Source organism: Kitasatospora sp. NPDC004272, from assembly GCF_053603035.1.
In genome coordinates, this window is the sequence record NZ_JBSGET010000004.1 from 25,836 (window position 1) to 51,143 (window position 25,308).

General features: G+C 72.1%; 35 protein-coding genes. 32 read left to right on the forward strand and 3 right to left on the reverse strand.

The annotated features are described in order from the left end of the window. The first annotated feature begins 74 nt into the window (after positions 1-74). The 4 genes from ACWEO5_RS02400 to ACWEO5_RS02415 all read left to right on the forward strand — a co-directional run bounded on the left by ACWEO5_RS02400 (position 75) and on the right by ACWEO5_RS02415 (position 5,628). Positions 75-2,375, forward strand: a complete 2,301-nt coding sequence (locus tag ACWEO5_RS02400; protein WP_452159358.1) for a hypothetical protein — start codon at positions 75-77, stop codon at positions 2,373-2,375. Position 2,376: 1 nt separating this feature from the next. Then, on the forward strand, positions 2,377-2,751 hold the full coding sequence (locus ACWEO5_RS02405; protein ID WP_452159359.1) for a hypothetical protein: 375 nt from the start codon (positions 2,377-2,379) through the stop codon (positions 2,749-2,751). Positions 2,752-2,754: 3 nt separating this feature from the next. Beyond that, positions 2,755-5,145, forward strand: a complete 2,391-nt coding sequence (locus ACWEO5_RS02410) for a hypothetical protein (RefSeq protein ID WP_452159361.1) — start codon at positions 2,755-2,757, stop codon at positions 5,143-5,145. 69 nt (positions 5,146-5,214) lie between these two features. Beyond that, a complete protein-coding gene (locus ACWEO5_RS02415) occupies positions 5,215-5,628 on the forward strand; it encodes an NUDIX domain-containing protein (RefSeq protein ID WP_452159363.1) in 414 nt (137 codons plus the stop codon). 86 nt (positions 5,629-5,714) lie between these two features. Here ACWEO5_RS02415 and ACWEO5_RS02420 read toward each other — a convergent pair whose 3' ends face one another. Then, on the reverse strand, positions 5,715-6,647 hold the full coding sequence (locus ACWEO5_RS02420; RefSeq protein WP_452159365.1) for a hypothetical protein: 933 nt from the start codon (positions 6,645-6,647) through the stop codon (positions 5,715-5,717). Positions 6,648-6,849: 202 nt separating this feature from the next. Between ACWEO5_RS02420 and ACWEO5_RS02425 the strand changes: the two genes are divergently transcribed. Continuing rightward, the gene (locus ACWEO5_RS02425) at positions 6,850-7,386 is read left to right on the forward strand and encodes a hypothetical protein (protein ID WP_452159366.1); all 537 of its coding nucleotides are present in this window, start codon (positions 6,850-6,852) and stop codon (positions 7,384-7,386) included. Positions 7,387-7,399: 13 nt separating this feature from the next. Beyond that, a complete protein-coding gene (locus ACWEO5_RS02430) occupies positions 7,400-7,921 on the forward strand; it encodes a hypothetical protein (RefSeq protein WP_452159368.1) in 522 nt (173 codons plus the stop codon). Between the two features lie 90 nt (positions 7,922-8,011). Here the strand turns inward: ACWEO5_RS02430 and ACWEO5_RS02435 are convergent, their stop codons facing one another. Together ACWEO5_RS02435 and ACWEO5_RS02440 are read right to left on the reverse strand one after the other, a co-directional pair. Next, positions 8,012-9,103, reverse strand: a complete 1,092-nt coding sequence (locus ACWEO5_RS02435; RefSeq protein ID WP_452159370.1) for a 3-oxoacyl-[acyl-carrier-protein] synthase III C-terminal domain-containing protein — start codon at positions 9,101-9,103, stop codon at positions 8,012-8,014. A 202-nt stretch (positions 9,104-9,305) separates the two neighbouring features. Continuing rightward, on the reverse strand, positions 9,306-10,097 hold the full coding sequence (locus ACWEO5_RS02440; protein ID WP_452159372.1) for a helix-turn-helix domain-containing protein: 792 nt from the start codon (positions 10,095-10,097) through the stop codon (positions 9,306-9,308). 540 nt (positions 10,098-10,637) lie between these two features. Between ACWEO5_RS02440 and ACWEO5_RS02445 the strand changes: the two genes are divergently transcribed. The 26 genes from ACWEO5_RS02445 (at position 10,638) to ACWEO5_RS02570 (ending at position 25,270) form a co-directional block, all read left to right on the forward strand. Next, positions 10,638-10,856 carry a hypothetical protein gene (locus ACWEO5_RS02445; RefSeq protein WP_452159374.1) on the forward strand — a complete coding sequence of 73 codons (219 nt, stop codon included), beginning with the start codon at positions 10,638-10,640 and terminating at the stop codon, positions 10,854-10,856. A gap of 88 nt (positions 10,857-10,944) precedes the next feature. Then, on the forward strand, positions 10,945-11,676 hold the full coding sequence (locus ACWEO5_RS02450; protein WP_452159376.1) for a DNA-methyltransferase: 732 nt from the start codon (positions 10,945-10,947) through the stop codon (positions 11,674-11,676). 151 nt (positions 11,677-11,827) lie between these two features. Further along, a complete protein-coding gene (locus ACWEO5_RS02455; RefSeq protein WP_452159378.1) occupies positions 11,828-12,043 on the forward strand; it encodes a hypothetical protein in 216 nt (71 codons plus the stop codon). Further along, positions 12,043-12,423: a holin gene (locus ACWEO5_RS02460; RefSeq protein WP_452159380.1), complete on the forward strand. Its 381-nt coding sequence runs from the start codon at positions 12,043-12,045 to the stop codon at positions 12,421-12,423. The genes ACWEO5_RS02455 and ACWEO5_RS02460 overlap by 1 nt, the downstream gene beginning before the upstream one ends. After that, on the forward strand, positions 12,420-12,605 hold the full coding sequence (locus ACWEO5_RS02465; protein ID WP_452159382.1) for a hypothetical protein: 186 nt from the start codon (positions 12,420-12,422) through the stop codon (positions 12,603-12,605). The genes ACWEO5_RS02460 and ACWEO5_RS02465 overlap by 4 nt, the downstream gene beginning before the upstream one ends. After that, on the forward strand, positions 12,602-12,769 hold the full coding sequence (locus tag ACWEO5_RS02470) for a hypothetical protein (RefSeq protein ID WP_452159384.1): 168 nt from the start codon (positions 12,602-12,604) through the stop codon (positions 12,767-12,769). Before ACWEO5_RS02465 ends, ACWEO5_RS02470 begins: the two co-directional genes overlap by 4 nt. A gap of 49 nt (positions 12,770-12,818) precedes the next feature. Beyond that, entirely contained in the window at positions 12,819-13,118 is a 300-nt protein-coding gene (locus tag ACWEO5_RS02475; protein ID WP_452159385.1) for a hypothetical protein, read from the forward strand. A gap of 37 nt (positions 13,119-13,155) precedes the next feature. Beyond that, positions 13,156-13,455: a hypothetical protein gene (locus tag ACWEO5_RS02480; RefSeq protein ID WP_452159387.1), complete on the forward strand. Its 300-nt coding sequence runs from the start codon at positions 13,156-13,158 to the stop codon at positions 13,453-13,455. Next, entirely contained in the window at positions 13,452-13,664 is a 213-nt protein-coding gene (locus ACWEO5_RS02485; RefSeq protein WP_452159389.1) for a hypothetical protein, read from the forward strand. Before ACWEO5_RS02480 ends, ACWEO5_RS02485 begins: the two co-directional genes overlap by 4 nt. 5 nt (positions 13,665-13,669) lie before the next feature. Further along, positions 13,670-13,924 (forward strand): hypothetical protein, encoded by a 255-nt coding sequence (locus tag ACWEO5_RS02490; RefSeq protein WP_452159391.1) that lies wholly within the window; start codon positions 13,670-13,672, stop codon positions 13,922-13,924. Between the two features lie 191 nt (positions 13,925-14,115). Further along, positions 14,116-14,598: a hypothetical protein gene (locus ACWEO5_RS02495; protein WP_452159393.1), complete on the forward strand. Its 483-nt coding sequence runs from the start codon at positions 14,116-14,118 to the stop codon at positions 14,596-14,598. After that, on the forward strand, positions 14,585-16,219 hold the full coding sequence (locus ACWEO5_RS02500) for a hypothetical protein (protein WP_452159395.1): 1,635 nt from the start codon (positions 14,585-14,587) through the stop codon (positions 16,217-16,219). The genes ACWEO5_RS02495 and ACWEO5_RS02500 overlap by 14 nt, the downstream gene beginning before the upstream one ends. A 23-nt stretch (positions 16,220-16,242) precedes the next feature. Next, positions 16,243-16,788 (forward strand): hypothetical protein, encoded by a 546-nt coding sequence (locus ACWEO5_RS02505; RefSeq protein WP_452159397.1) that lies wholly within the window; start codon positions 16,243-16,245, stop codon positions 16,786-16,788. 4 nt (positions 16,789-16,792) lie between these two features. Continuing rightward, positions 16,793-18,226, forward strand: coding sequence for a phage portal protein (locus ACWEO5_RS02510; protein WP_452159399.1), 1,434 nt, complete (start codon positions 16,793-16,795; stop codon positions 18,224-18,226). Between the two features lie 15 nt (positions 18,227-18,241). Further along, positions 18,242-19,270: a hypothetical protein gene (locus tag ACWEO5_RS02515; RefSeq protein ID WP_452159401.1), complete on the forward strand. Its 1,029-nt coding sequence runs from the start codon at positions 18,242-18,244 to the stop codon at positions 19,268-19,270. A 41-nt stretch (positions 19,271-19,311) separates the two neighbouring features. Next, positions 19,312-20,070, forward strand: coding sequence for a hypothetical protein (locus ACWEO5_RS02520; protein ID WP_452159403.1), 759 nt, complete (start codon positions 19,312-19,314; stop codon positions 20,068-20,070). Continuing rightward, positions 20,067-20,261 (forward strand): ribosomal-processing cysteine protease Prp, encoded by a 195-nt coding sequence (locus ACWEO5_RS02525; protein ID WP_452159405.1) that lies wholly within the window; start codon positions 20,067-20,069, stop codon positions 20,259-20,261. Before ACWEO5_RS02520 ends, ACWEO5_RS02525 begins: the two co-directional genes overlap by 4 nt. Next, a complete protein-coding gene (locus ACWEO5_RS02530; RefSeq protein WP_452159407.1) occupies positions 20,258-21,568 on the forward strand; it encodes a hypothetical protein in 1,311 nt (436 codons plus the stop codon). The genes ACWEO5_RS02525 and ACWEO5_RS02530 overlap by 4 nt, the downstream gene beginning before the upstream one ends. Before the next feature lie 64 nt (positions 21,569-21,632). Further along, positions 21,633-22,004 (forward strand): hypothetical protein, encoded by a 372-nt coding sequence (locus tag ACWEO5_RS02535; RefSeq protein ID WP_452159409.1) that lies wholly within the window; start codon positions 21,633-21,635, stop codon positions 22,002-22,004. Positions 22,005-22,025: 21 nt separating this feature from the next. Beyond that, positions 22,026-22,655, forward strand: coding sequence for a hypothetical protein (locus ACWEO5_RS02540; protein ID WP_452159411.1), 630 nt, complete (start codon positions 22,026-22,028; stop codon positions 22,653-22,655). After that, positions 22,652-23,053: a DUF6093 family protein gene (locus ACWEO5_RS02545; protein ID WP_452159413.1), complete on the forward strand. Its 402-nt coding sequence runs from the start codon at positions 22,652-22,654 to the stop codon at positions 23,051-23,053. The genes ACWEO5_RS02540 and ACWEO5_RS02545 overlap by 4 nt, the downstream gene beginning before the upstream one ends. Further along, on the forward strand, positions 23,050-23,433 hold the full coding sequence (locus ACWEO5_RS02550) for a hypothetical protein (RefSeq protein WP_452159415.1): 384 nt from the start codon (positions 23,050-23,052) through the stop codon (positions 23,431-23,433). Before ACWEO5_RS02545 ends, ACWEO5_RS02550 begins: the two co-directional genes overlap by 4 nt. Then, positions 23,430-23,846: a hypothetical protein gene (locus tag ACWEO5_RS02555; protein ID WP_452159417.1), complete on the forward strand. Its 417-nt coding sequence runs from the start codon at positions 23,430-23,432 to the stop codon at positions 23,844-23,846. The genes ACWEO5_RS02550 and ACWEO5_RS02555 overlap by 4 nt, the downstream gene beginning before the upstream one ends. 13 nt (positions 23,847-23,859) lie before the next feature. Continuing rightward, positions 23,860-24,189 (forward strand): hypothetical protein, encoded by a 330-nt coding sequence (locus tag ACWEO5_RS02560; protein WP_452159419.1) that lies wholly within the window; start codon positions 23,860-23,862, stop codon positions 24,187-24,189. A gap of 62 nt (positions 24,190-24,251) precedes the next feature. Continuing rightward, positions 24,252-24,731, forward strand: coding sequence for a phage tail tube protein (locus ACWEO5_RS02565; protein WP_452159421.1), 480 nt, complete (start codon positions 24,252-24,254; stop codon positions 24,729-24,731). Next, complete coding sequence (locus tag ACWEO5_RS02570) at positions 24,731-25,270, forward strand: hypothetical protein (RefSeq protein ID WP_452159423.1); 540 nt, start codon at positions 24,731-24,733, stop codon at positions 25,268-25,270. The genes ACWEO5_RS02565 and ACWEO5_RS02570 overlap by 1 nt, the downstream gene beginning before the upstream one ends. Positions 25,271-25,308: the final 38 nt, after the last annotated feature.

Here is a 25,308-nt window from a genome sequence, read left to right on the forward strand (position 1 = left end):
AGGTCTAAGCCTCGCGGAACGTATCCAGGGAAGTCGCTAGCAGAGGGAGGGAGTCGGGAGGGAAAGCCCGAATCGTGACCGAAAGTGAGGAACTGATGAGCAGCCCGACCGTGACGGGTGCAGCAACGACCCCGGCCCCCGCCGCTTCGCAGGCCCCGGCCGCCCCTGCGGGCCCGGCCGGCCACCCGGCCCCCGGCCCTGCGGCCGCACAGCCCGGCGGCCTCGCGAGAGTCTTCGCCGCCGTCGCCCCGGCACGGCCGGCCACCCCGATCGCGACCACCGCAGCACTGCGCCAGAACGCCGCTTCGGACGTGGGCGCCCCGGCGGCCGGTAGCGGCACCGGCGACACGAAGGGCAGGACCGCCACCGGCGCCGCCGCCCCCGCCGCGGGCGACGGCCCGTTCGGCGCGCTGCTGCGCGCGCTCGCCACCCGGCTCGCCCGCACCGGCAACGCCCGCACCACCCGCCGCACCCACGAGATCAAGGAGCAGCGAGCCTCTGGCTCCACCTCCACCGCCTCGAACACCACGAAGGCGGATCGCACCGAACAGCACCGCAACGACCGGGACACGAAGCTCGCCGACCTGAACAACAAGACCGCCCAGCACAGCGGGCAGCACAAGCAGGACACTAAGAACCACCGGGACCACGCCGCCAAGACCGACCAGTCGGCCCGCAACGACCGGTCCGCGAAGAACGACGCCTCCGCCCGCCGGGACCACTCGGGCCGGGACCACAACGACCGCGCGGCCAAGAGCGACTCCTCGGACCACCACCGCTCCACGAAGAGCAACTCCACCGACCACACGGACCGCGCGGACCGCACGGCGAAGAACGGCACGGCGGACCGCGGCGACCGGTCCGGGAAGAACGGCCCGGCGGACCGCAGAGCGGACCAGGCCCCCCAGAGCCCGCCCGCCGGCCCCCAGCCGAAGACCCCCACCCCCGCTGGCACCGGCGGCACGAACACCACGGGCAACAACAGCACGGCCGACAAGACCTCCCGGCCCCCCAAGACCGGCAGCGCCCCCTCCCGCACCGGCGACGGCCGTGCCGACGTGCCTGGGGGCGGCCAGAACACCAAGCCCGCCACCACCCCGCCTGGCCCCACGATCCGCACCCGCCCCTCTCGCGAAGCGGGCTTCCGCGACGGCACCCGCGCTGCTGCGGTCGTCGGGCACGTCAAGGCATACCGCGACGGCACCCGCGACGGCTGGGACCACCGCACCGCCAAGGACACCGACGACAAGCACCGTATGGACACCGCCCGGGACACCAACGCCCTGGCCCTCAAGCCCGACCTGGCCAAGAAGCTGCAGCCGGTCCTCGACGCTTCGAGCGCCAAGCTCCGCACCGGCCAGGAGAAGCCCGCCACCCCCGGCGACTCCAAGACCCCGCCCCCGGCCGACACCGGCAAAGCCGCGAAGCCCGCCTCGACCGGTCAGGACCCGGACGTGAAGCAGGACCCCGCCACCGAGGCGAGGGGCACCGCTGCCGCAGCGAGCACCGACTCGGCCGGGCCGGCTGGCCGGAACCCGAAGACGAAGCCGAACCCGGAGGCCACGGCCAAGGACGCCGCGGCCGCCCCGGACGCGGCTCCCGCCGAGGGACCGGGCCCCACCTTGGCGAAGAGCCCGGGCGCACCAGACCCAGCCGGCCAGGACCCGGACTCCGTCTCCGTGACCAAGAACCAGAAGGCCCCCGTGAAGACCACCACCCCGGACCCCGCCCAGAACACCCCTTGGCGCCCGACCCGGCAGCCCGCCACCGCCAGCATGGCCACCGCCCAGACCACGGTGCAGACCGGCACCGATGCTGCCGGCCCGATGCCGGGCCCGCGCACCGGCAACACCCCGCCGCCTGGCCCGCCCGCCACCACCGGCCCCAGGTCGGAAGACCCGCCGCCCGTCCCCGCCCAGGTCCTCTCCGTCGGCGAGGAAGCCATCCAGTACGCCGACGGCGCCACCGGCGAGATCCACACCGCCAGCCGCCGCGAGGTCCGCACCCTCAAGGCATTCCAGCGCCGCCTGGCCGAGAAGGCCGGCACGCTGGAGCGCCTCGTCGAGAGCAGCCGCAGCACCGTCGCCGAAGCCGAAGCCCAGGCCAAGCAAGCCCAAGACCTCCTCGCCGCCGCCAAGGGAGTCAAGGGCGGCGAGACCGTGGTCCGCGCCCTGTCCCGGCTCGCCGAAGCCTCCCAGGGCCTGCGCACCAAGGCCCTCGCCGTCCAGCGCGGCGCCGGCCGCAGCAGCGAACAGGTCCGCCGCACCGTGCTGAACGCCGACGTCCGCCACGGCGGGATCTACCAGGCCGTCGTCGATAGCCCCCTCACCGCCCCCGCCGAACGGTCCTTCTACCTCGACAGCCAGGGACAGTGACATGGCCACCGACATGACCTTGCGTCAGCTCCTGCGCGAAACCCGTGCCCTTGCCCACGACGCACGCCGCTCCGCGAACCGGCACGACCAGGTCGCCGGACAGATCGGCTACGAAGCCGAGGAGATCAGCCGCGTCGCCGACCAGATCGCCACCCTGCACGTCGACGCGGCCACCATCACCGACACCCGCGAGACCAGCCGCATCCTGCAAGACCTCCACCAGGCTGCCACCGGCTACCGCACCTGCGCCCAGGAGATGGCCCGCACCGCCGACGCCGCCAGCAGCACCACCTCCGCCACCCACAACGGCATCCAGGAAGCCCACGACCGCGCCCCGGTCCCCATGGCCGACCGCACCTGGTACGGACAGGAGTAGACGATGACCACCACCGAACCCCGACCCGCTGCCGCCGCAGAAGGCCACGCCCACCGCAGCCCCGCCCCCGAGAAGGCATTCGCTGCCGTCGAGACCGCCGCGCCCCTCATCACCGCGGTCCTGATGCCCGCTCTTGACCCCCAGGCCCAGGCAACCGTCTGCACCTTCCTCGCTGCCCCCGCGCTCGTCGCCGCCGCCAACGCCACCGGCCTGCTCCACCAGCGACTCCTCGACCAGGTCCCCGGAGGCGACATTCTCCGCGCGCACCGCCGGCCCTTCCTCGCCTCCACCCTCGCCACCGGATTCGCCGCCGCCGCCTGCACCCTCAACGGCACCGCCGGCACCGACACCCTCGCCGCTGGCTTCATGACCATGCCTTCCGCCACCGGCATCGTCTCCCTCGTCTGGTGGGGCACCGTCGCCTACGTCGCCTCCTCCCTGCGCAACGTCCTCTTCCCCCGCCGCCGCCCCGCCACCTCCACCCCCGCAGCCGCCGGCGAACAGCCCGCCCCCGACGAGCCCGGCCTACTCGGACCGGTCGCCGACATCATCAACCGCTGGCACACCTACATCTCCAACCCCCGCGGCACCAACCCCTGCCAGGACCTCGACCTCACCGGCTTCAGCCCCGACGCCTGGACCGGCATCATCAACGCCACCCCCGGCCACGCCGTCACCGTCACCACCAACACCGTCTCCGGCGTCTACCGCGTCCCCACCGCCTGGATCACCATCACCGACGGCCCCTACGGCAGCTCCAAGAACATCACCGTCCGCACCACCGCGCCCACCGCCGACGAGGCCAAGCACACCGGCCTCCAAGCCCTGTGGAACACCAAGGTCGCCCGCACCGGAGGCTGCATGCCCGGCACCCACCTCGAAGAGATCACCCCCGACCCCGCCACCGGCGGCTTCGCCGCCTGGATCGTCGCCGACGAGAACACCGACGCCATCACCGCCCCCGACCAGTACCGCCTCGCCGGCGCCCTGCGCACCACCACCCTGCTGGTCTCCGTCGAGCCCACCGCCAACCCCCGCCGCGCCAAGCTCCGCAAGATGGAACGCTCCCCGCTCGAGGACGGCAAGCCCCTGCCCGGCCCCGAGACCCTGCGCACCAACCCCAACGGCTTCGTCCAGATCGGCACCGGCATCTCCGGCCGCCCCGCCCGCCTTCAGCTGTTCGACCCCAAGGGCGGCGCCAAGCACGGCGCGATCATCGGCGTCACCGGCTCCGGCAAGGGCGGCGTCCTGCAGATCCTCGCCCTCGCCTACCACGTCAACAACGTCGCCATCATCTACGCCGACCCCAAGGGCTCCTCGAACCCCGACGTCGAGGACATGGCCGCCTACGCCGGCTGCGGCCTCGAAGGCGCCATGGGCGCCCTGCGCCTGTTCTACGCGATCCTCCAGCACCGCGTCGCGCAGTCCCAGCGCCTGCGCATGAAGAACTTCACCCCCACCGCCGACATGCCCTACATCGTCCTCATCCTCGACGAGTTCGCCCAGCTCCTCGGCGAGAAATCCCCCTACCAGGAGGAAGCCGCGATGATCATTGCTGCCGGAGCCGAGCAGGGCCGCTCCCTCGGCATGGCCGAACTCCTCTGCGGCCAGATCATGAACCTCGACAAGATGGGCTCCGACACCGCCATCCGCGACAACATCTTCTACGGCGGCGCCCTCGTCCTGCTGAGGAGCGACAGCGACCAGAAGAACCGCGTCGACCTGCCGACCGCCTTCGACGGCATCGACCCCTCCCAGATCCCCGCGTTCTGGCGCACCGACGACGACTCCCTCATCTACGACCCCACCGTCGCCGAGGACGACCCCACCCGCACTTTCGGCGTCGGCTACGTCGTCGGCCCGGACGAGCGCGCCGAGATGATGCGTGCCTGGATCCTCGAGTCCGCCGCCGGCCTGTTCGACACCGACCGGATCGCGATCCCCGCGGACTTCCCCCGCTGGGACGACCGCGACGCCATCGCCGCCACCCCGGTCAACACGAAGAAGAAGCGCGGCGGCAAGGGCGCTGCCGCGGCAGCCGCGGGCAGCGATGACGGCTACGACCTGGACGGCACTGACGGCTTCGACGACGAGCCGGACGGCGCCGACAGCAGCGAGACCGCGTTCTGGGCCCCTGCCCCCGTCACCGTCCTCACCAAGGAGCCCAACGCCAAGGACAAGATCCTCCGCGTCCTTGCCGACTTCCGCGACCCGATCGGCCAGGAAGTCGCCTACCTCCACATCGACTCCATCGCCACCAGCACCGGCGTCGCCCGCAAGACCGTCGAGAACGAGCTCACCAAGCTCGTCCGGGCCGGCCAGGTCGTCCGCGGCGCTACCGGCACCGGCGAGTACGGCCTGCCCCTCAAGAGCACCCCCACCGCCACTTCGTGACCACCCCGGGCCGGGCACCACACCCCGGCCCGGCCCTCCATCAACCGAACACCAGGAAGGACACCCCCCATGACCGACGAGACGATCCGCTACACCGCCGACGTGGTGTGCATCCGCGACTCCCACGTCCTGCTCATCGAGCGAGGCCACCCGCCGTACCAGGGCCTGCTCGCCCTGCCCGGCGGCCACGTCGACTCCGGCGAGACGGCCCTCCAGGCCGCCGCCCGGGAACTGCTGGAGGAGACCGGCATCCGCGTCAGCACGGAGGACCTGACCTTCATCGGCCTGTACGACGCACTCGACCGCGACCCCCGCGGCCGCTACGTCGGCGCGGCCTACCTGGCCGAGGTGCCGGCCAGCACCCAGGCCGTCGCGGGCGACGATGCCGCCGCCGTCCGATGGGTGCCGCTCGACAACCTCCCCGAGCACCTCGCCTTCGACCACACCCAGATCCTGGCCGACGCGGCGCGCACCGCCGGCTGACATCGCGCCCTGCCGCTGCGGGCCCGCACCCACCTCGGGGTGCGGGCCCGCAGCATGACCACACCGGGCCGCTTGCCGACGGGGCGTCAGGACCGTGGCGTGAACTGCGGGTCGGCCGGGTCGGTGTTCGTGTCCTCCTGCCAACCCGGCGGCTGCACCAGCGGCGACCAGGTGGCCCCGCCCGTCGCGGCCAGGCGCAGCGACGGCACGCCTCCGGTCTCCGGCGGGATCACCCCGGTCTCGATCAGCTCGCACAGCCGCAGCCGCACGTACCGGCAGTACGCCCGCAGGTGCACACCGATCGCCACGGAGGCGTGACCCCTGTGCAGCCCTGGGTTCTCCGCTCGTAGCGTCTGAAGGACGTCCGGCGCGCTGACCACCAGGGAGACGAGGTTGCGGTACAGCTCCGTCCCGGTTGCGCTGCCCAGCGCCAGGGCGTCGGTATAAGCGCCTTGTTGGAGAGAGTCAACGGCCTGGCGGATCTGATGGGCTGTGGATCCTGGCTGGCCGCGCACCATGGTGACGAGAGCGACATCTTCGATGTACGACTGCACCTCGGCGATCCGGTGCAGCAGCGCGATCGCCGAGGCGGCCTGCCAGTCGCGAATCTGGCGCCGGTCCCAGTCCGCGCGCTCCTGCAGGAGGCGCTGGTCCGCGGCGCTCCGCTCGTCCCGCAGTCGCCGGTCGGCTTCCTCCCGCTCCCGCGCAGCCCGGTCCAGGTCCTCCTGCCGCAGTTCGGCCGCGCGCTGCAGGTCTTCCCGGCGCCGCCGGTCGGCTTCGTCTTGGTCTTCTCGCCGTAGCCGGGCGGCGGCCCTGTCGTCCTCCTGCCGCTGGGCGGTGGCCTTCTTCTGGGCCTGCCAGGCCAGGGCGATGGTCACGACGATCGCGATCAGGGCGAAGACAGTGGCGCCGACGGTCCCGAAGGCGGACCACTTGTCCGTCCACGACGGGCCGTCAGCGCCCGTAGACGGGGACGGTGCGGCCGAGGGGTCCGCGGTGAGCAGGGACGGCAGGGGCATGGGCAGGGCGCTCCGGAGGCTGGTTCGGCTGGAGATCGGACTGTAGCGGTGGGGGAGCGGCTGAAGCGACTGGCTGCCGAGGCCGGGGCGGTGTGGTGTAGGGGCCGCACCGAAATTTATGTCCGACCGTCGGGCATAGCTCTTGCACTATGTCCGACGGTCGGACATAGTGGTGTCATTGCCGAGAAGGAAGGCCGCCACGATGACCCTCACGACCGCCGCCGCAGCTGCCGACGCCGGAGTCAGCATCGCCACCATCCGCACCTGGTGCCGCACCGGCGCGGTCGCCGCCACCAAGCGTGCCGGCCGCTGGGTCATCGACACCGCCTCCCTCGCCCACCGCATCAAGCTCCCCGCCCTCCTGCGCCGGGCCCGCAAGGCGATCACCCTCACCGTCGACATGATGGTGGCCCTCGGCGGCCGCCGCTGGCAGAAGGCGGGCCACGACCGGGTCTACCTCAACGACTGGGCCCCGTTCGCGGGCCTGAACGTCTCCCACTACGGCACCGGCAACGTCAGCAGCGTCTCCCTCGACGGCCGCGGCATCGCCAACAGCCGCGCCTCCCGGCTCCTCGGCCTCATCGAGAAGGTCTGGTTCGACGCCGCGGACGGCAAGCTCTACGCCCGCCACCACGGCGCCGACACCGCCGAGGTCCGCTACCTCAACGGCGACCGCGACACCGTCGACCTCCTCGCCCGCACCTTCGCCGGCATCAAGACCGCCGCCGCCGGCCTCTGATAGGCAAGCAACCGTGCAGACTCACTTCACCGCTCACCTCACCACCGGCACCGGGCCCGACGGCGACAGCGCCCACCTCGCCGTCCTCGCCGACAAGGCCACCAGCACCGACCACACCCACCCCGCCTGGACCCCCATCGGCGACCCCCTGCTCCACATCCCCCTCGGCTCCGCCGCTCCCGGAGAAGTCCTCGGCCGCGCCACCGAACTGCTTACCCAGGCCGGATGGAACGCCCCCAGCGGCTGGGCCGCGAACCCAGACGGCCACACCGCCCCCGTGGAACGCAGCAACCCCGCCGAGCAGTGGACCCTGCAGCAGGCCACCGACCACATGCGCGCCGCCAACCCCAACACCGCGCAGCGCGCACTGGCCCGCCTCGGCGTCCAAGCCGTCGGCCGCGCCCCGGGCCGCGGCGGGCAGTCCCTCTACGCCCCGGCCGAGGTGATGTGGGCCCACGCCACCCGGCCCCGCCCGCGCCGCACCCGCCCCGTCCCCGCGAACGACACACCCGGCTCCTCGAGCACCCGGGCCTGAGCGGCCGGGCCCGGCAGGGCGAGACCCGGCCCGCCCGGCCGTCCCGCGTCGGCCGGGTCCGACCCACCCGCGGCCCGCCGTGACGGCCCATCAGCCCACCCAGGTCACCTTCGCCGCCGACACCGAGAATCCGGGCCCGAACCCGATCAGCAGCCCCGTCTGCCCGGCCGCAGGCGGCGTCCGGTACGTCCGGGCCAGCACGTCGACCACCGACGCCCCACCGAGGTTGCCCACCTGGTCGAGCGAGTCCCAGGAGTGCTGCAGCATCGCATCGTCCACGCCCAGCTGCTTGGCCAGGTCGGTGAGGATCGCCGGCCCGCCGGTGTGCGCGACCACGAACTCCACCGGCCACCCGCCCCCGCCACCCCGCCCTACCGCGGCCGCAGCGCCCGGCGCCCCCTCCGAAAGCGGCTCCCCGAGCCAGGCGCGCAGCGCCGGAGCCATCTCGTCCACCGACTGCGTCGCGGACTTGTCGGAGTCGAAGTGCGCCCCGGCATCGTCGATCCGCTTCCGGTACCTGCCGGCCGTACCCGGAATCAGGTACTCCCAGGTGTCATCCACCCGCAGCCCGGGCCCCAGCTGCCGGTCGGAGACGAGGAACGCCGTCCCCGAGTCCCCCCACAACGCCTTGTAGATCATCAACTCGATGTCGGTGTCGCCGTGGTGGTAGATGCTCGACAGCGACTCGGCGACCACCACCAACGCGATCGACCCGGGCCGCGCGGCCACCGCGTCCACGGCCATCCCCAGAGCGTGCGCCCCGCCGCCGCAACCGAGCTGCGTGATCGGCCGCCGCCGCACCTGCGCCGACAGCCCCAGGTCCGCAACGAGGTGGACATCCAGGCCCGGGACCGCGTCCCCGGTGGAGTGGCTGGTGACCACGTAGCCGACCTCGCCCGGAGCGACGCCGTGCAACTCCAGCACCCCGGCAGCCGCGGCCGCACCCATCGCCCGCACGTCCGCGAACGCCGCCGCGTTGCGCTCAGCAGCACTCCGCTCGGACAGGACCGTCTCCCAAGGCCGGGAGCAGCGCCGGGTGCTGGGCATCTGCGCGACGACGCGCCGCACCGCGCTCAACCGCGGATGGTCGGGATGCCGGGCGACCATGTCCTTGAGGATCTGGTCGCGGGTGACCAGATGTTCGGGCAGGTGTATGGAAGGTTGGGCGACGTAGACGCTCACGCGAAGCCTCTCTGCCGGCCCGGGCAGCACGGGCCACAGGCGGATATGCCTGCGGCAACAACCGGACCTGACGATGATCAATGTGCCACAGGCCGCACCCGGCATCCAGAGCGCACCACCACCCCCTGCCCGCCACCAGCCTCGTCCTGCCGCTGCGCCCCGAACCGGCCGAAGCCCTGCCGCCGCGCCCGGTGCCGGGTACCTAGAGGATGTCCAGCACCATCAGCCTGGCCCCCGGCGCGCCGCCCGGCTCCGCAGTGTTCATCCTCACCGACACCACCCTGCCCAGGCCCCAATGGAACAGCCGGCGCACGTCGCCGTCGGGGTTCAGGTACGCCGCGTTGCTGTTCTGGTACATCGGCCCGCACACCGGGTCGCGCCGCACCATCTCGTTGAGCCTGCGCAGCGTCTCGTTCTCCGGGTACGCCACCATCGCGGCCCTCAACTGCGGCAGCACCAGCGGCGCCCAGCTGGTCTCCCAGTCCTTCAAGGTCCTGCGCCCGTCGGGGGACAGCAGCATCCACTCCATGGTGTTCCCCGGGGGTATCCCGTCCGGGAAGATCCGGATGAACAACTCGTTGCCCGTCACGAGGTTCCACCCCTGGTCGGTGACGTACCCCGGCAAGCTCAGGTGCCGCAGCACCGAAGTCCACCCGCTGTGGACCGCCTCGCTCGCGTGCCGGTCCAGCGGCCGCGGCGGCTGGCGCCCGTGCAGGTACACCCACAGCCCCTGCCACTCCTGCTCGCTGAGTCGCAGCGCCCGCCCGAGGTCGTACAGGTACTCCTCTGTGGCGCTCAACCGCCCGCTCTCGAACCGCTTGTACGTGCCCGTGCTGCGGTGGGTGAGTTCGTCGACCTGCTCCTGGGTCAGGCCCAGCGAGGTGCGCCCGCGAACGCCAGGGGGCCGGCCGGGGAGCCCGACGTCCTCCGGCTGGAGCTTCCCCCTCCTCGTCGTCAGCAGCAGGCGCAGCGCATCGGCATCGGCGGCGGGCACGTGCTCTCCTGACCGGGCTCGTAGCCCACAGTGGCCAACATCGATTTAGGGTCCAAAACGTCCCCTGTAAATGGCCTGTTGGCCGGACGACAATGAGCAATCCGCGTAGATCATCGGTTACGCCGAGTATCCGAGACAAGGTGTGCGCGTGACCGGAACAGTGGGGGAAACACGTGCCGAAGCCCGCAAGCGCCAGCAGCAGTACCGCTCCTGCGACACCAGGGCTGCAGGGAAAGGGCCTTGACGACCCGTCACGTAATTCCCAAGAGATGGTAAAGGAATCCGGGTCGCCCGCCCCCGAAAACCCCAAAACCGGACATCTACGCCTTATCCACTCCGAAAAGCCCAACACGCCCTCCCATCCCGTCCACCGGTACCGACCGGGCGCCACCACCCTCCTCTGCCTCGCCGCCGCCTCCCTCCCCGCCGCCGGCGCCGACTTGACGACCAGCCACGACCGAACATAGCGTGTGCTCTAATCGGATCTTCTCTGCCAAGGGGCCGCCCACCAGTGGCCCCTTTCGCATGCCCGGAGGTGCGATGCCCGCGCCCATCCTCATCACCACCGCCGACGCCTCCATCTGGACCGGCCACCCCGAGGGCACCCTCCGCCGCTGGATCCACGAAGGCCGCATCACCAAACACCCCCACGGCCCCCGCGGCGTCCGCCTCGACCTCAACGAACTCCCCCCAGCTGTCAACGGCACCCCCGGCCCCGTCCCACCCCTCCCCGGCCGAACCGCAGCCACAGCCGCCTGACCCCCAGCGCCAGCACCTCCCCACCGCCAGCACGCTGCCCACCGGCAGCGCCACGGCCGGCACCACCGGCCGATACCTGGGGAGATACATGGACACGAACTGGCAGCTCTACACTGGGGACGCCATCGCCGCCCTCGACTGGATCCCGCGCGGCACCGTCGACGCGGTGATCACCGACCCGCCGTACAACTCCGGCGGCCGCACCGCGGGCGAACGTACTACCCGCACCGCCCGCGACAAGTACGTCAGCGGCAGCTTCGGCGCGGTGAAGAACGAACTCCCGGACTTCGTCGGAGAGAACCGGGACCAGCGCGGCTACCTCGCCTGGCTCACCCTCATCCTCGCCAAGTGCCACCGCGCAACCCGCCCCGGCGGCGCCGCCCTGGTCTTCACCGACTGGCGCCAACTGCCCACCACCACCGACGCCCTCCAGGCCGCCGGATGGACCTGGCGAGGCATCGCCGTCTGGCACAAGCCCCTCGCCCGGCCCCAGCCCGGCCGCCTCAAGCAGGACTGCGAGTTCATCGTCTGGGGCTCCCACGGCCCCATGCCCGCAGGAGACAACCCCGTCTACCTCCCGGGCCACTTCGAAGGCTCCCAGCCCCGCGGCAAGAACCGGCAGCACATCACCCAGAAGCCCCTGGAGCTGATGCAGCAACTCGTCCGGCTCGTCCCCGAAGGCGGCACCGTCCTCGACCCGTTCGCCGGATCCGGCACCACCGGCGCCGCCGCCCTCGCCGAAGGACGCAAGTTCATCGGCACCGAGATCACCGAGCACTACTCCCAGATCGCCAGGACGCGACTCGACCTCGCTTCCTGACCCAAGCCGCCGGCCCGGGCCGCTCTGAGGGGGGCTGGTCCGGGCTGGCCAACGCCGCAGCGGCGCGGAAGCGCTGACGCAGTGTCCGGACAGCGCAGGAGTGCACACCCTGCCCGCGCCGCTGCCGCGCCCCTCACCGGAAGGCCGCCCCGTGCCCCGCATCACCTCCACCGACCTGCGCAACCTCGCCAACGCCCTCGACGCCCTCACCGCCACCGCGCAGAACACCAGCGTCCAGGTCGCCTACTACAGCGCCCAGTACCTCAAGCTCCCCGACCCCGAGCTCCACCTCGAACTCACCTGGCACCCCGCCACCGAGGACACCCCCGGCCACTACACCGTCCGGGTCGAGGAGGCGCGGTACTGATGCCCCGCCGTGCCCTGACCGTCTGCAACGTCCCCGGCTGCCCCGAGTTCACCGACAGCGGCCGCTGCGAAGACCACCGCCGCGAAGCCGAACAGCGCCGAGGCACCGCCCGCGAACGCGGCTACGGCACCGCCCACACCCGCCGCTTCCGCGCCGCCGTCATCGCCCGCGACCCCCAGTGCGTGTGCACCACCCCCGGCCACGGCCACAACGGCCCCTGCCACCAGCCCAGCAAGCACGCCGACCACCACCCCCTGTCCCGCCGCGAACTCGCCGCCCAGGGCCTCAACCCCGACGACCCGCAGCACGGCCGCGGCCTGTGCCACGGCTGTCACAGCCGAGAGACCGCGCAGCACCAGCCCGGAGGGTGGCACGCGTGAGCACCTACCTCGACCAGGTCATCCGCCAGCGCGACAAAGCCCAGCGTCAGCTGCGCGACGCCGAGAACGCCCGAGACGGCGCCTACGCCCTGCCGCGCCGACTCACCTGCCGAGCACGGCTCCACAACAAGACCTGCCGGGGCAACCCGGCCTGCCCCCAACACGGAAGGCGGAAGCGGTGAGCCAGCACAACCCCAACCTCCTGCCCGACGGCCGCCCCTGGGTCGCCGAAGGCCACGACCTCACCGCCGCCGGCCTCCAAGCCCTCACCGACGGCTACGCCGAGAACACCGCCCACAACGTCTGGACCTGGCCCTTCGCCAAGGGCGACGAGCCCTCGTGGTAGACCGCTCGGCTGCTGCAGAGCAGCGCCACAACACCCTCAGGAGATCACCGTGCAGCAGCCGACCGTCGGACGCACCGTCCACTACCACTCCCACGGCAGCCCGGTGCTCCCCGACGGAACCCAGCGCTACACCTCCCATCCGCGCGCGGCGATCATCACCGCCGTCCCCGCGTACCTGCGCGCGGAGCCGTACGACGGCTGCCCCAACGGCATGCTCGACCACGAGGGCAAGCCGATGTGGCTCGCGAGCCTCGCGGTGATCAACCCGACCGGCCTTTTCTTCGACGAGAACGTCCCCTACGCCGAGGAGCCCACCCCCGGCTGCTGGTCCTGGCCGCCCCGCACCTGACCCCCTCCATACCACCCCTCACCCGGAAGGCGGGACCATGGCCCGACTCCAGATCCTCCACCTCCCACCCCGCCCCGGGCGGCCCGCACCCTTCGCCCTCGTCATCGACCAGACCGACGCGGACGAAATCGGCGACGCCCTCGCCTTCGAGAACGACGCCCGCCGCGTACGCGACCAGCTCGGCGCCGAGGCCGTCATTGTTTTCCCCTGCATCCTCGACGTCGTCAACACCACCACGCCGACCACCGAGACCGGCCTGCTCGACGCCCCCTGCTGCGCCAAGCAGGAGACCAGGGTGTTGCCGGGTGGCCCGCCGCTCGAGAGCAGCGGGCTGTGAGCAGTACGGGCCCCGAGGTGTGGGCCGCGGGTCTGTCCTGGACGGGGCTCCTGGGCGCCCGATCGGTGCAGACGCCGGCGCTGGCGCTGATGAGCGTCGACGAGCACACGGTGCCGGGTGTGCCGGTGGACCTGGTCGACGTCTCCGCCTTCCCGCTGCGCTACGCCCTCGGGCTGCCGACGGCCCCGGCTGACGACGGCGGGCGGTGAGCAGCATGGACGACGCAGACGAGCAGGTGGAGAGCAAGCCGATCGGCGACCTGATCGACGCGCTCGGGGTCACAGCCACCGTGGGCCCGGGCGAGCTGGTGCCCGGCGCCCTGGTGCTGCTCAAGGTGGTCGGTGAGGACGGCTCCCTGCGGCTAGTGCTGGCCTACTCCGATGGCCTGGGCTGGATCGAGCGCGCCGGCCTGCTGACGGTGGCACAGGCCATCGAGGCAGGGACCAGCCACCTCGGTGACGCTGGGTGACTGCCCCCAGGGGGGCGACCCCCTGGCCGGGGGTGCTGGCGGACCGCCGGGGAGGGCTCCGCCTGGTCCGTCAGGTTCAAAACCTCCGAAACGATCTTGGTCATGGGTTTCCGTGACCGTACGTCACCACCGGGCGCGCGCAACGCCGACCGGACACCGGCGCCGCAACGGCGCACCCCGAGGAGACGACCATGCCCAGCGGAGGAGCCCGCGCCCGATCCGGACCCGCCCCCGACCCGAACGCCCTGCGCCGCGACCGCGACGGCAACGACTGGGTGGTCCTGCCCGCCGCTGGCCGCCAGGGCCCGGCCCCCGAGTGGCCGCTGCCCGACCCGACCTTCCGCGAGGAGCAGCTGTGGGAGGTGCTGTGGGCGAAGCCCCAGGCGGTGGTGTGGGAGCGCGAACGCCAGGAGCACGAGGTGGCGCTGTACGCGCGGCGCTTCTGCGAGGCCGAGCGCGGCGACTCCCCGGTCAACCTGACCACCGTGGTGCGTCAGATGGCCGACGGCCTCGGCCTGACCATCCCGGGCATGCGCGCCAACCGCTGGCGCATCGCCCCCGCTGACGCCCCGTCGGCCCCGGCCGCCACGGGCCCCGCCCGGTCCGACGCGTCGGCCGCCGGTCGCCGCAGCGCCCGCAGCCGCTTCCAGGTCGTCTCCGGTGACGGGGAATGACCGGGTCGTCCGCTGGCCCACCCTCGGCTTCCTCGTCGGCGACTGGATCGAGCAGCACTGCGTCATCCCGGACGGCTTCTCCGCGGGCGAGCCCTACGAGCTGACCGACGAGATGCTGTGGTTCTACCTGAGCCACTACCGCATCAAGCCGGACGCCACCCGCGAGCGCTCCATGCTCTCCCCGGCCTCCGCGTTCCACTACCGGCGCTCGCAGTTGGTGCGGCCACAGAAGTGGGGCAAGGGCCCGCTGACGGCCAGCCAGGTGTGCGTGGAAGCGGTCGGCCCGGCGGTGTTCGCCGGGTGGGCCGAGGGCGGGGAGCGGTACGACTGCCGGCTGTACGGCTGCGACTGCGGGTGGCAGTGGGAGTACGAGCCCGGCGACCCGATGGGCATGCCCTGGCCGACACCGCTGATCCAGATCACCGCGTTCAGCGAGGAGCAGACCGACAACATCTACGGCGCGCTCAAGCCGATGATCGACAAGGGCCCGCTGTCCGAGCTGATCCCCAAGACCGGTGAGGAGTTCATCCGCCTCCCCGGCGGCGGCCGGATCGACACCGTCACCTCCTCCGCCCAGTCCCGGCTCGGCCAGCGCGTTACGTTCGTCCCCCAGGACGAGACCGGCATCTGGACGGCCCAGAACAAGATGCAGCGCGTCGCCGACACCCAGCGCCGCGGCCTGGCCGGCATGGGCGGGCGCAGCACCGAGACCACCAACGGCTGGGACCCATCCGAGAACTCGGTCGCGCAGCGCACCTACGAGGCCAAGGTCAAGGACATCTACCGGGACTTCGCCCAGGCGCCCGGGCACCTGGACTACCGGAAGAAGGCCGAGCGGCGGCTCATCCACCGGGCCGTGTACGGCGACTCCTGGTGGGTCGACCTCGACGTCATCGAGGGCGAGGCCCTGGAGCTGCTGGAGCGGGACCAGGCGCAGGCCGAACGGTTCTTCGGCAACCGGATCGTCGCGGGTGTGGGCGCGTGGCTCGCCCGGCACCGCTGGGACGCCCTCGCCGAACCGCGCGAGGTGCCCGACGGCACCACGGTCGTCCTCGGCTTCGACGGCTCCGACATCGACGACTGGACCGGCCTGCGGGCCGAGACCCTGGACGGCTACCAGTTCACGCCGACGTACAGCTCGCTGAAGCTGCCGACGGTGTGGAACCCCGCCGACTGGGGCGGCCAGGTACCGCGCCTGGAAGTCGACGCGGCCCTGGACGAGCTGATGAGCCGCTACACCGTGGTGCGCGGCTACTTCGACCCCCCGTACTGGGAGAGCGAGATCGATGCCTGGTCGGCGAAGTACGGCGAGAAGCGGGTCGCGCGCTGGGCCACCTACCGCACGGTGCAGATGCACGACGCGGCCGAACGCCTGCTGACCGACGTCACCAAGGCCAGTGCCACCTTCCGGCACGACGGCTGCGAAGACACCAGCACCCACATCGGCAACGCCCGCCGCTCCGCCCGGGCCGGCGGCCGCTACGTCCTGTCCAAGCCCGCGCCCCACCAGAAGATCGACATGAGCGTGGTGTCGATCCTCACCCACGAAGCCGCGTTCGACGCCGTCGCCGCCGGCCTCGCCAAGCCCGCCCGTTCCCGCCGGACCATCGTCCTGCGCTGACCGGCCCCTGCAAGGAGGCATCGGTGCTCCACGACGCTTGCTCCGACGACGCGGATGCGCTTCGTCGTGCCTGGCCGATCGGAACTGAGCAGTGCCAGGTACCGCCCGGGAGCGCGGTCGTCCTCGGCTTCGACGGCTTTCACACGGAGCTTGGCATCGCAAGCCTGCGGGCCGAGACCCTGGACGGCTACCAGTTCACCCCGACGTACGGACCTCAGGGACTGTTGACGGTGTGGAGCCCCGCTGACTGGGGCGGCCAGGTACCGCGCCTGGAAGTCCACGCCGCCCTGGACGAGCTGATGGACCGCTACACCGTGGTGCGCGGCTACTTCAACCCGTCCTACTGGGAGGGCGAGATCGATGCCTGGTCGGCGAAGTACGGCGAGAAGCGGATCGTGCGCTGGCCCACGTACCGACGCCTGGCCATGCGCGCTGCCTTCGCCCGGCTGCTTGCCGCGCTTTCCGGCAACGCCCTCCGGCACGACAACCAGACCAAGCCGGATCGCGCCGCGGTTCTCGCCCACGAGGCCGCCTGCGACGCGACCGCGATGACCATCCGAGGGGGGTGACGCCATGCTGCGTGACGCCGCCCCCGAGGAGTGGCTGAACTACCTCATCAAGGCCCACGACGCCGAACTGCCCAAACTCAACCTGCTCAACGCCTACTACGAGGGCACCCAGCCGCTGTCCTACCTCGCCCCCGAGCTCCTGGTCGAGCTCAGCGCCCGGATGCGGCAGGTCGTCATCAACTGGCCCCAGCTGGTCGTCGACTCCCTCGAGGAACGCCTCGACGTCGAGGGCTTCCGCTACGCCAAGGCCGAGGAGACCGCCGACGACATCTGGGGGATCTGGCAGGCCAACGACCTCGACGAGAACTCCCAGCAGGCCCACGTCGACAGCATCGGGCTCGGCCGCTCCTACACGATCACCGGCCCCAACCCGGACGACGCCGACATGCCGTTCATCACCGTCGAGTCGCCGCTGGACGTCTACACCGCCGCCGACCCGCGCACCCGCGGCGTTCTCGCGGGCATCAAGCGCTGGGAGGAGCCGGGATTCGCCGGCGAACAGGCCAGCAAGCACGCCAACCTCTACCTGCTCGACAAGCGGATCACCTACGAACTACTCAAGGGCAAGTGGGTCGAGAAGGACCGCTGGGAACACGACCTCGGCGACGCGCTCGTGCAGGTGCTGGCCAACCGGCCGCGCATCAAGTGCCCGCTCGGCACCTCCGAGATGAGCGCCGTGCTGCCGCTGTCGGACGCCGCCAACAAGCAGGCCTCCGACATGATGGTCGCCGCCGAGTTCCACGCCATGCCGCGCCGGTGGGCCACCGGCCTGGCCCGCGAGGACTTCGCCGGGTCCGACGGACAGCCCCTCGGAGCGTTCAGCGCGCTCGCCGGCAGGCTGTGGGTCAGCGAGGGCACCGACGTCAAGTACGGCCAGTTCCCCGAGGCCGCCCTGACGAACTTCCACGACTCGATCCGGCTGCTGGCCCAGCTCGTCGCCTCCCTGTCCGGCCTGCCCCCGGCCTACCTCGGCCTGACCACCGACAACCCGCCCTCCGCGGACGGCATCCGCTCCGCCGAGACCCGCCTCGTCAAGCGCGCCGAGCGCCGCCAGCGAGGCCTCGGCGGCCCGTGGGAGCGCACCATGCGCTCCGCCCTGCGCGTGCGCGGCGGCGAGGTCAGCCCCGGGGCGCGCCGCCTGGAGACGGTCTGGCGCGACCCGGCTACCCCGACGTACGCGCAGAAGGCCGACGCCGTCGTCAAGCTGCACTCGGCCGGGCTGCTGCCCACCGAGCAGGCGTGGGAGGACCTTGGCTACAGCGCCGAGCAGCGCGCCCGGATGCGCAGCATGCAGCAGGACGCCCTCGACCGTGCGATGGGCGGCGACTTCGCCGCCACCTACGGCCCCAAGCCGCTGCCCGACGGGCCCGACCCGGCTGCCGACACCGCCCCGGGCGCTCCGACGCCCGCTCCCGAAGCCGAGCCCGCCGTGGCCTGACCGAAGGAGGTGTCGATGCCCACCGTCACCGCAGAGGAGATCGGCACCGCCCACTACCTGCAGCAGCAGCGCACCGTCCGCCGCACTGCCGACACCGCGCAACTGCTGTGGCTGGCCGCCGACCCGCTCAACCTCGACCAGGAGTGGGCCACGCTGGGCCCCGCCCTCACCCAGACCGTCACCACCGGCCAGCTTCAGGCCGCAGCGCCGTCCCAGGACTACGTCGCCGCGGTCGTCGCCGCCGACAGCGCCTTCTCCGACCCGGCCGGCACCGTACGGCCCGGCGCGTTCGCCGGCCGTGCCGCCGACGGCCGCTCCCTGCTGTCCCTGCTCTACCAGCCCGTCATCGAGACCAAGTGGCAGCTGCTGGCCGGCCAGCAGAGCCCGCGCGCAGCCTCCCTCAGCGGGCTCAACAACCTCCTGCGGATCGTCACCACCGAAGTCGCCGACGCCGGCCGCGGCGCCACCGGCGTCGCCATCACCAGCAACCGGACCACGACCGGCTACGTCCGCGTCCTCAGCCCGCCGTCCTGCTCTCGCTGCGCAGCCCTGGCCGGCACCTTCTACCGCTACAACCAGGGCTTCGACCGGCACCCGCGCTGCGACTGCACGCACATGCCCGTCACCCGCAGCCACCCGCGGCCCCGTGCCGGACCGGAGAACAACCCCCGCACCTACTTCGACAGCCTCTCCCGGGCCGAGCAGGACAAGATCTTCACGATCAAGGGCGCGGAGGCGATCCGGGACGGCGCCGACATCACCCAGGTCGTCAACGCCCGCCGCCGCGACGCCAACCGCCTGGGCATGTACACCGTCGAGTCCGGCGGCGCCCGCGCCGGGGCGACCCACGACGGCACCGGACGCCGCGGCATCTTCGCCCGCCGCGAACGCGAACGCGCCATCCAGCTCGGCCTCATCCCGCCCTCCGGCAAGGGCTTCCGCCTCACCACCCACCGTCTCCTGCCGGAGGAGATCTACAAACAGGCCGGCGACGACCGCGCCAAGGCAATCGACATGCTGCGCCGCTACGCCTACATCATCTGACCTGCGCAACGCCGGTCACCGATCCCGCAACGGGAGCACCCATGCGCACCGACACCATCTACCCCGCCACCGCGCCGTCCTGGTTCGACCTCGCGCGCCACGACGACCCCGACCCGGCCCTGGAGCCCGAGCCGGCCAGCGAACCGGGCAACGAGCCCGACGACACCGACCCGGACCCGGCTTCGAAGAACGACCCCGACGGCGGCGACCCGAACCCCCGACCCAAGCCGAAGGACCCTGCCAAGCCCAAGGACCCCGACGACGGGCTCCGCGACAAGGGCAAGAACGCCATCGACCGGATGAAGGCGGAACTCGCCGCCGAGAAGCGCGCCCGCCAGGCGGCCGAGGCCAAGACCCGCGAGTACGAAGACCGCGACAAGAGCGACCTGGAGAAGGCCACCACCAAGGCCGAACGCCTTGAGAAGATCGCGGCCAAGGCCGCCGCGCGCGCCGTCGCCGCCGAGATCAAGTCCAACGCCCGCGAGCACTTCGCCGACCCCACCGACGCCGCAGAAGTCCTCATGCGCCACGTCGACAAGTACGTCGACGGCGACGGCGAGATCGACAACGACGCCATCCAGCGCGACCTCGAGGACCTCCTGGAGCGCAAGCCCCACTGGGCCAAGCCCGTTCCGGCCCCGGCGCCGGTCCCCGAACCGGCGGCCCCCGCCCGGCCGGCAGCCAAGCCCGACCCCGGACAGGGCCAGCGCCCCAGCGCCCCGCCCACCGACTATCGCAACGTCTCCGTCGAGGATCGCGACGCCTTCCTCAGCTCCATCGGCTACCGGTTCCGCTCGTGATCCGCATCCAGGCCCAGCTCGGCCCGGGGCGCACCTCGATCGAGGTGACAGGCCACGAGGAGCACGCCGCAGGGGGTCGCGTCTGCGCCGCCGTGTCGGCCATCACCCAAACCGCCCTGCTCGGCCTGGAGCAGATCGCCCGTCAGCACCCGGACCTCGTGTCCATCGACATCACCCAGGAGTCCACATGACCCCCACCACGCTCGCCCAGTCCGCCGTCCCGACGTGGTTCGACCTTGCCCGGCACGACATCCGCTCCAACGTCCCCGCCGCGATCCGCCCGATGATGCAGAACGGCATGCTTGAGCGGGTCTTCCGGGACGCACTCGTCCCGAACTTCCTCTACCCGGCGCTCGCCGACAGCGAGGCATGGCAGGGCGGCCTCGGCGACACCAAGACCTTCACCCGCAAGGGCCTGCTCGCCCCGGTCACCACCGCGATCACCGGCTCCGACCCGGCCGCGGCGACGTACGGCATTGAGCAGTGGTCGGTGTCCATGGACCAGTACGGCAACTCCATGGACACCAACATGCTGGTGTCCGCCACCGCGCTGGCCAGCAAGTTCATGGCGGACGCGGAGACCCTCGGCATCAACGCCGGCCAGTCCATCAACCAGGTTTGCCGCAACAAGCTGTACAAGGCGTACTCGGGCGGCCGCACCTGGTGCACCACCACCGGCACCTCCGACACCTCGATCATCGTCAACTCGGTCGCCGGCTTCGAGACCGTCCTCGTCAACGGCGTGCCCACCCCGGTGTCCGGCGCCACCCCGCTGAACGTCACCATCGCCGGCGTCGCCAACACCGTCGTCGGCGTCAACGCCGGCACTAACACCCTGACCCTGGGCACCGCCCGCGCCGACGCCCAGGGCGACTACGTCCTGTCCGCCAACGCCCCGGTCTCCGTCCGCGGCACCGGCAACAGCGCCTACGACCTCACCGGCTCCAACCTGGCGACCTTCGCCATGTTCCGCGCCGCCGTCGCCCGGCTGCGGAAGATGAACGTGCCGACGGTCAACGGCTACTACATCGCGCACATCGACGCCGACACCGAGGCGCAGCTGTTCGCCGACGCCGACTTCAAGCAGGCCCTGCAGGGCCGCGTCGATTCCCCGGTCTACCGCGACCTGTCGATCGGCCGCTTCGCGGGCATCGACTGGGTCCGCAACAACGAGGCGCCGACCATCCTCGGCGGCTCCTCCGGCACCCTCACCATCCACCGGCCCATCGTGATGGGCGGCGGCGCCCTGATGTCCGCGCCGCTGGACGGCTTCGGCTCGCTCCTGGACGGCACCGGCGTGCAGGACGTCCCCGAGATCAAGACCGTCAACGTCGCGGCGGGCGTCGACATCGCGCTCATCGTCCGCCCCCCGCAGGACCGCCTGCAGCAGGTCCTGTCCACCACCTGGTCGTGGGTCGGCGACTACGGCGTGCCCACCGACTTCGGCACCGGCGACGCCGCCCTGTTCAAGCGCGCCGTGGTCGTTGAGCACGCCTGACCCCACCCAACCGGCCGACCGCGGCACCCCCCACTGCGGCCGGCCGCCCTGAGCAGGAGAGACCATGCGCGTCCGCGTCAGGAAGTCCACCCGCACCTACTGGAACTACACCGTCATCGACGTCGCCGCCGGTACGGAACACGACGGCGAGTTCGCCCGCCACCTCCACGACAGCGGCGTCAACGTCGAGATCCTCAAGCCGGACCCCGAACCGCCCACCGTCCCTGAGCAGAAGCCCGAGCAGGACGACAACCCGCCCGGCGAGAGCGACGACGAGCCGCCCCTGGACGGCACCATCGGCGCCCTCCTCGCCTGGGTCAGCGACGACCTTGAGCGCGCCCGCACGGCCCTCGCCGCCGAGCAGGCCAAGGACAAGCCCCGCAAGGCCGTCGTCACCAAGCTCACCGAGATCACCGAACCCGCCACCACGGAGTAGCCGCCAAGGGAGGTACGCGCCATGAGCCTGCCCCCGCTCGCCACCAAGGACGACCTCGAAACCGCCCTCGGCCGCACCCTCGACGACGCCAGCGCCAACCTCGCCCTGCGCCGCGCCTCCGCCCGCGTCCGCAGCTACACCCAGCAGACATTCACCGTCGTCACCAACGACACCATCATCCTGCCCGGCAACGTCCGGACCCTGCTGCTCCCGCAGCGCCCGCTGATCGTTGACGACACCCACCTGCTCACCGTCACCGAACTCGTCGGTGTCACCGGCTATGAGTACGCCTGCGCCGAGGGCCGGGACTACACCCGCCTCGGCAACAACCTCACCCGCGGCGACCAGGTCTGGGCACCCACCCGCCTCATGGGCTGGCCCCACGTCCGCCCCATCGGCGTGTGGGCGGAGCGCGTCCGCATCATCTACAGCCACGGCTATCCGGAGACCCCGGGCGACGTGGAGGACGTGGTCCTTGACCTCGCAGTGATGAACCTGAGCAACCCTCAAAATCTGCGCTCCGAGAGCATCGACGACTACTCCCGGACCTTCGCCGCCGAGACCATCGGCAACGCCCGCCTCTCCCCGCAGCAGAAGATCGACCTGCGGCCCTACCGGGCCAGCGCGTTCTCCGTGGCGCCGAGCCGATGAGCGCCCTGTCCGAACTCCTTGCCGCGGGCCGGGCCGCCCACGAGGAGCTGATGATCGACACGGTCCGGCTGCTGTTGCCCGGCCAGCCGGTGTACAACTCGGCCACTGGGCAGACCTCGCACCCCCTCACCGAGCTGTACTCCGGCCCGGCCCGGGTGAAGCCGACGCAGTCGGTGTCCGAGGACGCGAACTTGGGTCAGCGGCTGGTGGTGCAGCGCCGCTACGAGGTGGCGCTGCCCTGGTCGGCCGTCGCGACGGCCCGGGTGGTGCCGGGCGTGCAGGTGGTGGTCGACGCGTCGCCGGACCTGCGGCTGACTGGCCGGACCCTGTGGGTGACGTCGGTGGCGGAGTCGGCGACGGCCACGGCGTGGCGGCTCGCGGCGGAGGACCGGTCGTGAGCGCGGACGTGACGGGCCTGCGCGCACTGGCCGAGGCCCTCGGCCGGGCTGGGGCGGAAGCCGATCGGCGGGCCGAGCAGGTCGTCGCCCGGGGTGCGCTGAACGTGAAGAACGCCTGGCGGGCCAACGCGGCGGCGACGGCTGGGCGGCACGCCCGGCTGTACCCGTTGAGCATCAGCTACGACATCACCGTCCGACCGGGGCACGGCACCAGCGCGGAGATCGGCCCGGACAAGGCCGGCCCGCAGGGCGCGTTGGGCAACCTGCTGGAGTTCGGGTCGGCGCGCAACCCACCGCACAACGACGGCGGCCGCGCACTGCTCGCCGAGGCGCCCCGCTTCGCGGCCGCGGTCGAGGCACTCGGGGAGGAGCTGCTGTGACGGCGCCTCAGCTCCTGCCGCATGTCCAGGCGCTGGCCGCCGCGATCACCGCGCTGCCCGGCACGCCGCTCGCGGTGTACGTCGGCGGCGCCCCGGCCGGGCCGGCGCCGCTGCCGGACACCTACGTCGTGCTCTACCCCGACCCCGGCGTCGTCTCGGCCGCCTCGCTCGCGGACGACCGCACCGAGCTGGCGGCCATGGTGCAGGCCACGTGCGTCGGCTCCACCCCCGAGGGCGCGGTCGGCACCGCTGACCGGGTCGCGCAGGCCTGGGACGGCGCCCTGCTGGTGGCCGGCCGGTCCTGCTGGCGCCCGCAGCTCCTGGGCGGGCCGCCGCTCGCCCGCGACGACGACCTCGTCCCGGCGGTCTGGTACCTCGCCGTGCAGTACGCCATCCACTCCATCCCCGCCTGACCCGGAGGCCCCCATGCCCCAGCTGGTCCCGCAGGCCATCGCCATGGCCGGCACCACCCCGACCTACTCGGCCGCCGTCGCCAGCACCACGGTGCCGTGCGGCGAGCGCAACTTCCTGCACGTCAAGAACACCGCGGGCTCGTCGATGACGGTCACGCTGACCGCGACCGGCCGCGTCCGGGGCCAGCTCGCCGCCGACCTGGTCGTCACCGTCCCCGCCACCACCGGCGACAAGATGATCGGGCCGATCCCCGCCGAGCTGTTCGCCGGGGCGGTCGACGGCAGCTGCGCGGTGGCGTACTCGTCGACGACCAGCGTCACCGCCGCGCTCCTGACGATCTGACCCACCCACCCCCCCGCAGGCCCCGGGCACCCGGGGTCTTTCGCATGCCCTGAGGAGCACGCATGTCCGACCTCATCAGCGACGGCAGGACCCGGGTGGCCTGGGTCTCCAGCATCGCCAACATCAACGCGCCGACCACCACCGAGCTCAACGGCGGCCTCGACCTGACGCCCCGGCTCACCCCCGACGGCCTCAAGATGGACCCGACCACCGCCGACGTCGACACCAGTTCCCTGGCGTCCACGTTCGACACCACCGAGGTCGGCCGCATCAAGTACGACGCCGAGCTGACCCTCAAGCGTGGCTCCACCACCCCCGAGGACCTCGCCTACACCACTCTCGTCTACGGTGCCCACGGCTACCTCGTCATCCGCCGCGGCCTCACCTACGCCACCGCGTGGGCCTCCGGCCAGCAGGTCGAGGTCTACCCGGTCGCGTGCGGCGAACGCGCGAACAAGGCGCCCGCGGCCAACGAGGTCATGAAGTGGATGGCCCCGCTGAAGGTGACCACCGCGCCGGCCACTGCGGCGGCGGTCGCCTGATGCCCACCCAGACCCCGCCGCCTGCCCAGGACATCAAGGCGATCATCAAGGGTGCCCGGCGCCGCGAGAAGACGGTCCCGCTGTGCCTGGCCGGCGACCTCGTCGGCGAGTACGAGGAGCTGGAGCGGCAGCTGTCCGACGTGGCCGCCCTCGTCGGGGACTCGCTCGCGGGCAGCCCGCGGGTGTCCATCGCCGAGCGCATGGAGGAACTGCGTGCGCAGATGGCCGAGCACCTGGTGCTGTTCCGGTTCCGGGCCCTGGATCCGAGGTCCTGGTCAGACCTGCTGGCCGACCACCCCGGTACCGCCCCCGAGGACGTGTTCGACCTGGAGACGTTCGGGCCGGCCGCCATCGCCGCGTGCGCCATCGACCCGGCCATGTCGGTCGCCGAGTTCGGCGAGCTGGCCGAGCAGCTGTCGACCGGTCAGCAGCGTGAGCTGATGGAAGCGGTGTGGGAGATCAACACCACGGCGGTCCAGAAGGTCCCTTTTTCGCTGCTCGCCTCCGCGACCGCCGCGGGCCGTGGCGGCGCGAACTAGAGGTCGCTCGGGCCTGGGCGACGCCGCGGTCGGTGTTC

Coding starts and splice junctions, on each gene's coding strand:
- ACWEO5_RS02405 (WP_452159359.1), top strand. CDS start 2,377: ATGGCCACCGACATGACCTTGCGTCAGCTCCTGCGCGAAACCCGTGCC.
- ACWEO5_RS02410 (WP_452159361.1), top strand. CDS start 2,755: ATGACCACCACCGAACCCCGACCCGCTGCCGCCGCAGAAGGCCACGCC.
- ACWEO5_RS02415 (WP_452159363.1), top strand. CDS start 5,215: ATGACCGACGAGACGATCCGCTACACCGCCGACGTGGTGTGCATCCGC.
- ACWEO5_RS02420 (WP_452159365.1), bottom strand. CDS start 6,647: ATGCCCCTGCCGTCCCTGCTCACCGCGGACCCCTCGGCCGCACCGTCC.
- ACWEO5_RS02425 (WP_452159366.1), top strand. CDS start 6,850: ATGACCCTCACGACCGCCGCCGCAGCTGCCGACGCCGGAGTCAGCATC.
- ACWEO5_RS02445 (WP_452159374.1), top strand. CDS start 10,638: ATGCCCGCGCCCATCCTCATCACCACCGCCGACGCCTCCATCTGGACC.
- ACWEO5_RS02450 (WP_452159376.1), top strand. CDS start 10,945: ATGGACACGAACTGGCAGCTCTACACTGGGGACGCCATCGCCGCCCTC.
- ACWEO5_RS02460 (WP_452159380.1), top strand. CDS start 12,043: ATGCCCCGCCGTGCCCTGACCGTCTGCAACGTCCCCGGCTGCCCCGAG.
- ACWEO5_RS02480 (WP_452159387.1), top strand. CDS start 13,156: ATGGCCCGACTCCAGATCCTCCACCTCCCACCCCGCCCCGGGCGGCCC.
- ACWEO5_RS02490 (WP_452159391.1), top strand. CDS start 13,670: ATGGACGACGCAGACGAGCAGGTGGAGAGCAAGCCGATCGGCGACCTG.
- ACWEO5_RS02495 (WP_452159393.1), top strand. CDS start 14,116: ATGCCCAGCGGAGGAGCCCGCGCCCGATCCGGACCCGCCCCCGACCCG.
- ACWEO5_RS02510 (WP_452159399.1), top strand. CDS start 16,793: ATGCTGCGTGACGCCGCCCCCGAGGAGTGGCTGAACTACCTCATCAAG.
- ACWEO5_RS02515 (WP_452159401.1), top strand. CDS start 18,242: ATGCCCACCGTCACCGCAGAGGAGATCGGCACCGCCCACTACCTGCAG.
- ACWEO5_RS02520 (WP_452159403.1), top strand. CDS start 19,312: ATGCGCACCGACACCATCTACCCCGCCACCGCGCCGTCCTGGTTCGAC.
- ACWEO5_RS02530 (WP_452159407.1), top strand. CDS start 20,258: ATGACCCCCACCACGCTCGCCCAGTCCGCCGTCCCGACGTGGTTCGAC.
- ACWEO5_RS02535 (WP_452159409.1), top strand. CDS start 21,633: ATGCGCGTCCGCGTCAGGAAGTCCACCCGCACCTACTGGAACTACACC.
- ACWEO5_RS02540 (WP_452159411.1), top strand. CDS start 22,026: ATGAGCCTGCCCCCGCTCGCCACCAAGGACGACCTCGAAACCGCCCTC.
- ACWEO5_RS02545 (WP_452159413.1), top strand. CDS start 22,652: ATGAGCGCCCTGTCCGAACTCCTTGCCGCGGGCCGGGCCGCCCACGAG.
- ACWEO5_RS02560 (WP_452159419.1), top strand. CDS start 23,860: ATGCCCCAGCTGGTCCCGCAGGCCATCGCCATGGCCGGCACCACCCCG.
- ACWEO5_RS02565 (WP_452159421.1), top strand. CDS start 24,252: ATGTCCGACCTCATCAGCGACGGCAGGACCCGGGTGGCCTGGGTCTCC.
- ACWEO5_RS02570 (WP_452159423.1), top strand. CDS start 24,731: ATGCCCACCCAGACCCCGCCGCCTGCCCAGGACATCAAGGCGATCATC.